A 6798-nucleotide genomic window follows, 5' to 3' on the forward strand; every position below is an offset into this window, starting at 1 on the left:
ATAAAAATGCTAAAAAGAAAAGCAATAAAGTTTATTGCTCTAACAGTTGCACTTGTAATGTCAATGTCATTACTGGCTGGATGTGGTAAGTCAGGTACATCAGGACAGGTTGTAAGATACAACCTTGGTGCTGAACCAAAGACAATTGACCCAGACTTAACAGTGCTACTGACGGTTCAAATGTTATTTTAAACACATTTGAAGGATTAACAAGACTTGATAACAATGATCAACCAGTTGCTGGTGTAGCTGAAAAATGGGAAGTATCACCAGATCAATTAACTTACAAATTCTTCTTAAGAAAAGATGCTAAATGGTCAGATGGGCAACCTGTAAAAGCTCAAGACTTTGAATATGCATGGAAAAGAGTATTAAATCCAGAAACTGCTGCAGAATATGCTTACATGTTATATTATATAAAGAATGGTGAAGCATATAACTCAGGAAAAGCTACAGAAGATCAAGTAGCAGTAAAGGCTCTTGATGATTATACTCTAGAAGTTACACTTGAAGCACCAACTTCATATTTCCTTTCATTAACAGCATTCCCAACATATTCACCTGTTAGAAAGGACATAGTTGAAGCTAATAAGGATACTTGGGCTACTAAGCCAGAGACTTATGTATCAAACGGACCATTCGTATTAAAAGAATGGAGACCAAAGGATGTAATGGTTCTTGAAAAGAACACTAACTATTGGAAGGCAAATGATGTTAAACTTGCAAAAGTTGAGTTCAAGATGATAGATCAACAAACAAGTGCATTAACTGCATTCCAAACTGGACAATTAGATATGATCGACAACGTTCCACAGGAAGAAATTCCAAGATTAGTAAAGGAAAAGATAGCTACAATAGAGCCAGCATTAGCTACTTACTACTATTTATTTAACTTAACTGACAATGCTGCAAAAATTGACCCAGCTGCTGCAAAGGCACTTAAAGACCCTAAGGTTAGAAAAGCTTTAGCACTTGCAGTAGATAGAAAAGCTATTGTTGATAACGTTACTAAGGGAGGTCAAACTCCAGCTGGCGCAATGGTTCCAGGAGGAATTAAAGAGCCAAATGGACAAGAGTTTAGAAATGTAAATTACTACAAGCCAGAGGGAGACGTAGCTGAAGCTAAAAAACTTTTAGCAGAAGCAGGATATCCAGAAGGCAAAGGATTCCCTAAATTAACAATACTTTACAATACTTCACAAGGACACCAGAATATAGCTCAGGCTATCCAAGATATGTGGAAGAAGAAATTAGGTATAAACGTAGAACTTAAAAATGAAGAGTGGAAGGTTTTCCAAACAACAAGAAGACAAAAGAACTACTTAGTAGCAAGAGCAGGATGGAATGGAGACTATGTTGATCCAATGACATTCTTAGATATGTGGACAACAGGAAACCCACAAAACGATGCAGGATATGCAAATGCAGCATTTGATGCTAAGATAGCTGCTGCAAAGAAGGAAGTTGACCCAGCAAAGAGAATGCAAATATTACATGAAGCTGAAGAAATACTTATGACTGATTTACCAGTTATGCCAATTTACTTCTATACACATATAGTTTGTGTAAAGAGTAATGTTAAGGGAATTCATAAGTCAGTTCTAGGTCATGTATACTTTGATAATGCATATGTAGAAGGTAAGTAAATATAAAATAAGCCCACTTTATGTGGCTTATTTATCGTTAGGAGGAGCTGCTTTTCCTTCTGTTCTTGGGGAATAATAGGCACAATCGGTGCCGTAACCCATAACATTGGCAGTTATACTGATGTGGTTCAGCTTGCACTTACCATTTTCTTCGTGGATGCAATTTGCAGAACAATTTATATTTGTCATAAAATCCCCTCCTTAGTACTTAGTATTGGAAAAATAGGTTTTAAATATTTATCAAATTCTTTCCATATAGTACTCTGAAGAAGGGAGAGTTGACTCAGCATTTGTATTTACATTGTAAATATTTTCACTATTGGCATTCACATCCTTTTCAAAATTAAGTGATTCCTTCTCAATAACTGTTTCTTTTAGTTTTAAATATGGAGAAAAGTATGTCAGGAAGATATAGCTTGAATATAAACTGTAATTTGAATGATAACGTTTAGATTGTGAATAAAGCTTTGTCTCATCCTTGGATATTTTAAAGCCTTTAATAAAAACAGGAGCTTTATTATTTTCATGACTTAAAGGTGAACTTACTGAATAACTGCTATTTGTATTTCCAAAGCTTATGTTAAAATCAGGCAGACTTAACACTATTCCTGAATCTATAATGGAAGATTTATAAAAGTTCTTTAAAATTTTAATTATTTCTTCACTTACGCTATCGTTATATAAAAGCAGCAATAATTTATTAATTTCTGCAATATCTCTTATTGTGTAAGATATATTATCTGTATCCTTCATAATGAACAAACCAGTATTTTCATCTAATAAATCTTTTACATATCCAAATATTGAAAGGGACAATTCTTTAAATTTATCAATATCTGTTTCCATATATCCTTCCATCAGTGCAGAGGCAGTTCTGAAATGCGTTATTAATGTTGCATTATCGTTAGCGTTATAATTTTTATCAACTTCTCCTGTTATTTTTACTCTGGACTCTAACTCAGCGCAAAGAAGTGCAATAAGGTGTCTGTAATTTGTTATATCCTCTTCTTCTTTAGATATAATACAACAGCGGCAAAGTGAAGAGATACAAAGACTCATATCTTTAGAACTCAGGTCAAGGAGTTCATTATAATTTTCAAAAATAAAATTAAATATGTTTTTTACATCATTTGAATAAAAGTTTTTTTGATTTTTAAAATATTTTACATATTCATCCTTTTGACTTATGGATTTTAACATCAATGCAGCCTCATGAACATAAACCTGGGTTAAGATTGATGGGTCTTCTTTTAATGCTTTCAATTTTAAATTATCCTTTATTTCCTTACTTTTATTTTCATAGGAAATAAATAATCCCTCTTCATTCCTCAGGAAGGTACTTAAAAATTCATAATATAACTGAGATATTTTAAAAAGTACTAAAGCAAGGGCTTTGTTATACTCAAATATAAAATCAGCTGACCTTAATGATGCTAAAACTGCAAAGGCTTGTGTAGAGGGGTTTATAGTTTTTTCGAATGTTTTATAATCCCACATGTATTTCCCAGGATCCAGCACACAATCTGGCTGAGGAGAGAAAAAAGGTTTTCCTTTGCTGTAGATGCATTTTGTGAGAACAAGGTTTTCAAGAATATAGAGTTTTTCATTATTCTCTTTAAAGATAGAAGAAAGATGTTTTTTTTCTTTTTCATCTGGAGTATGTATTATACCCAGGCCAGAGTATAAGCACCCCCATTCAATATTATTGATTGATAAGGCCGTCAATTGAAGTGATATATCATACAAATCTTCATTGACCTTTTTAAGATGGTATTGCAAAAAAACTCACCACCTGACTCACTTGTTTTCTTATATATAATGTATGCTTTATGGACATGTAAAGTTACAAAATCAGCAAATTTTAAAGGAATTTTGTTGTATTGCTTTATGAATAATCATTATGAATGTATAATTGATATAGAATGGAGGGATTAAATCATGCAGGCAGGGAAATTATCAAATGAAACTCTTAAAAATATAATTATTTCTAATTTAAAAAAGAACAACAATGACATACTAATTGGACCTGATGTTGGAGAAGATTGTGCAATAATAAAATTTCAGGATGAAGTTTGTGTTTTAACCACAGACCCAATTACCGCAGCAGCGAAAAATGCTGGAACTTTAGGAGTACATATTTGTTGTAATGATATAGCTTCAGCAGGGGTTAGACCCCTTGGGGTTCTTGTTACTATTTTAGCTCCCTTAAGTGCTGAACTTAATGATATAAAAACAGTAATGGATGAAGTTAAGGAAGCCTGTGATATCCTTAATATAGATGTTCTAGGAGGTCATACAGAGGTTACAGATGCAGTAAATAAAATGGTTTTATCTATAACTGCTATTGGAAAGGGTAAAATCGGGGAATATGTTACAACAGGTGGAGCAAAGGTAGATGATGATATAGTTGTAACTGGCTTTGCAGGTCTTGAAGGTACCGTGATAATTGCAAATGACTATTTTGAACACCTAAAGAGAAAACTGGATGAAAAGATTTTGAAGGATGCTCAATCAATGATGGATAATATTAGTGTTGTAAAGGTAGGTCAGATTGCATCAGACTTTGGAGTGAATGCTATGCACGATGCAACTGAGGGTGGTATACTGGGAGCTATATGGGAAACAGCTGAAGCCTCAGGTAAGGGTGTTCATATATTCCAGAACAAAATACCAGTTAAAGATGTAACTTTAAAGATATGTCATGAGTTAAACATTGATCCCTTAAGGCTTATATCAAGTGGATGTATGGTTATTACCTGCAATAATGGAGCGGAACTTTGCAACAAATTAAGGGAAAATGGTATAAATGCAGAAGTTGTAGGTAAAATAACAGAGAGTAGAAAAATAATTACCACTGATAATGGAGATGTTGAAATAATGCCTCCTGAATCAGACGAAATATACAGAATAAAAGTTTAACTGCTCTTTAGAGAGCGTGGGGAGGAATGTAAATGACAAGAATTGATGGACGTGAAAACGGGGAGTTAAGAAACATAAAAATAACAAGGAATTACATAAAGCATCCTGAGGGATCTGTTTTAGTTGAATTTGGTGACACTAAGGTTATATGTACTGCTTCAATAGAAGATAAGGTTCCCCCTTTTTTAAAGGGACTAGGTGAAGGATGGATAACCTGTGAATACGGTATGATACCATGTTCAACTATTACCAGGAAGCCAAGGGATGCAAGTAAAGGAAAAGTAGATGGAAGAACCATGGAAATCCAAAGACTTATAGGAAGAGCATTAAGATCTGTTGTAGATTTAACTAAAATAGGAGAGCGAACAATATGGATAGACTGTGATGTGATACAGGCTGATGGAGGAACAAGAACTGCATCTATAACTGGAGCATTTGTTGCATTAGTTGATGCAATTAATAAACTAAATGAACAGGAAAAATTTCAGATATATCCTATTAAAAACTACATAGCTGCTATCAGTGTTGGAATTTTAAATGAAGAGGTTATAATAGATCTTTGTTATGAAGAGGACTCTAATGCTCAGGTGGATATGAATGTAGTTATGACTGATGCTGGGGAATTTGTTGAAATCCAAGGCACAGGTGAAGAAAATCCATTTACAAAAACCCAAATGGCAAAGATGATGGAACTTGCTGAAGAAGGTATAAACAAGTTAATATCAATTCAGAAAGAAGTATTAGGTGATGATTGTTTACTAATTGGTACAGGGGGAAATTTAACAAATGAATGAGATATTTAATAGAATTATTATAGCCAGTAATAATTCTCACAAAGTAGATGAAATAAAAGAAATATTAAAGGATTTTCCATATGAGGTTGTTTCACTGAAGGAAGCAGGTATTGACGTTGAGGTTGAGGAAAATGGAAAAACCTTCATAGAAAATGCACGAATAAAGGCAAATGCAATTGTTAAGCTTACTGGTGAAGCTGCTTGGCAGATGACTCAGGACTTGAAGTTTATGCTTTAAATGGAGAGCCAGGAGTATATTCAGCAAGATATTCAGGGGAACATGGAAATTACAAGAAAAACAATCTTAAACTCCTGGAGAATATGAAGGATATTCCTAAAGATAAAAGGGGGGCAAGATTTACCTGTGCAATGGTTTTCCTGACTCCAGGAAATGTTGAAGTAATTGCAGAGGGACATGTTGAAGGAATTATAGGATTTGAGGAAAAAGGAAATAATGGTTTCGGATACGATCCTTTATTTATAGTTCCTGAGTTAAATAAAACCTTTGCTGAACTGACAAGTGAAGAAAAAAATGCTATAAGTCATAGAGGAAGGGCTTTAGATAATCTTAAGAAAAAACTTACTGATATTTTATAAGTTAGTGAGGTAGTCAATTAGGGGGAAGGAATAGTGCGTATAGCTGTGGTAAGTGATTCACATGGAAATTTATTAATGCTTGAGAAAGCACTTTCTATGTGTGGAGCTGTTGATATGATAATTCATTTAGGGGATTACTATAAAGATATATTAAAGGTTAGTAGCAATTATAAAGGACAAATAGAATATGTTTTAGGAAACAATGACTATGGTAATGACGTGGGATACGAGAAGATTATTACAGTTAATGGGAAAAGAATTTTTATGACACACGGGCACAGATATGGGGTGTATAATGGTTTAGATAGTTTATACTTTAAAGCTTTAGAATTAAAGGCAGACGTAATTCTTTATGGACATAGTCATATTCAAAGGAAAGATGAAACTCCAAATATGATATTTTTAAATCCTGGAAGTGTTTCCTTGCCTAGAGATCATGCTCCAGGGTGCGCTGTCATAGAAATTAGTGATAAAGGTAATATAGAAGTAAAATTAATTAGATTATAAAACTGTATAATTATTTTGATACCAGTTCCTTGAATATATATACTGGGAACTGGTATTTTGATTGTTTTTTAAGTATACCAAATATTACATTAAAGATAAGAATAAATTTTTTTCATAAAGGGTATTGACGATTAATTTATTCTGTTGTATACTCAATAATGTCCTCGGGAGATGAGGAAAACAAACTAAAATATCGGGGTGTGGCGCAGATGGGAGCGCGCGTGGTTTGGGACCATGAGGTCGCAGGTTCAATCCCTGTCACCCCGACCATTTCTGTTTAAGTTACCTATTGACAAACAGAATGTAAGTGATATAATAATTTTACTTGATAAACG

5 protein-coding genes, 1 tRNA gene and 2 pseudogenes are annotated in these 6798 nt (G+C 33.6%); 6 read left to right on the forward strand and 2 right to left on the reverse strand.

The window, feature by feature from the left end; genetic code table 11:
- Positions 1 to 6: 6 nt before the first annotated feature.
- A pseudogene (locus tag Q428_RS10710) lies at positions 7 to 1646 on the forward strand (peptide ABC transporter substrate-binding protein).
- 27 nt (positions 1647 to 1673) lie between these two features.
- Here the strand turns inward: Q428_RS10710 and Q428_RS15225 are convergent.
- On the reverse strand, positions 1674 to 1835 hold the full coding sequence (locus Q428_RS15225; protein WP_152539115.1) for a hydroxymyristoyl-ACP dehydratase: 162 nt from the start codon (positions 1833 to 1835) through the stop codon (positions 1674 to 1676).
- 51 nt (positions 1836 to 1886) lie between these two features.
- Positions 1887 to 3425 carry a hypothetical protein gene (locus Q428_RS10715; RefSeq protein ID WP_035380802.1) on the reverse strand — a complete coding sequence of 513 codons (1539 nt, stop codon included), beginning with the start codon at positions 3423 to 3425 and terminating at the stop codon, positions 1887 to 1889.
- Positions 3426 to 3584: 159 nt separating this feature from the next.
- On the opposite strand from Q428_RS10715, the gene Q428_RS10720 reads away from it, so the two are divergent.
- The 5 genes and pseudogenes from Q428_RS10720 to Q428_RS10740 all read left to right on the forward strand — a co-directional run bounded on the left by Q428_RS10720 (position 3585) and on the right by Q428_RS10740 (position 6733).
- Positions 3585 to 4565, forward strand: a complete 981-nt coding sequence (locus Q428_RS10720; protein WP_035380804.1) for an AIR synthase family protein — start codon at positions 3585 to 3587, stop codon at positions 4563 to 4565.
- A 32-nt stretch (positions 4566 to 4597) separates the two neighbouring features.
- Positions 4598 to 5359 carry a ribonuclease PH gene (rph, locus tag Q428_RS10725; protein WP_035380805.1) on the forward strand — a complete coding sequence of 254 codons (762 nt, stop codon included), beginning with the start codon at positions 4598 to 4600 and terminating at the stop codon, positions 5357 to 5359.
- A pseudogene (locus tag Q428_RS10730) lies at positions 5352 to 5956 on the forward strand (XTP/dITP diphosphatase). The gene rph and the pseudogene Q428_RS10730 overlap by 8 nt, the downstream one beginning before the upstream one ends.
- Before the next feature lie 33 nt (positions 5957 to 5989).
- Positions 5990 to 6463 carry a metallophosphoesterase gene (locus tag Q428_RS10735; protein ID WP_035380807.1) on the forward strand — a complete coding sequence of 158 codons (474 nt, stop codon included), beginning with the start codon at positions 5990 to 5992 and terminating at the stop codon, positions 6461 to 6463.
- Positions 6464 to 6657: 194 nt separating this feature from the next.
- Positions 6658 to 6733 (forward strand) — tRNA-Pro (locus Q428_RS10740).
- Positions 6734 to 6798: the final 65 nt, after the last annotated feature.

Origin of the sequence: Fervidicella metallireducens AeB (assembly GCF_000601455.1) — a bacterium.
Classification (GTDB): Bacteria; Bacillota; Clostridia; order Clostridiales; family Caloramatoraceae; genus Fervidicella; species Fervidicella metallireducens.

Bases quoted from the DNA above. Each gene is read 5' to 3' on its own strand.
- Q428_RS15225 (WP_152539115.1), bottom strand. From the start codon at position 1,835: ATGACAAATATAAATTGTTCTGCAAATTGCATCCACGAAGAAAATGGT.
- Q428_RS10720 (WP_035380804.1), top strand. From the start codon at position 3,585: ATGCAGGCAGGGAAATTATCAAATGAAACTCTTAAAAATATAATTATT.
- rph (WP_035380805.1), top strand. From the start codon at position 4,598: ATGACAAGAATTGATGGACGTGAAAACGGGGAGTTAAGAAACATAAAA.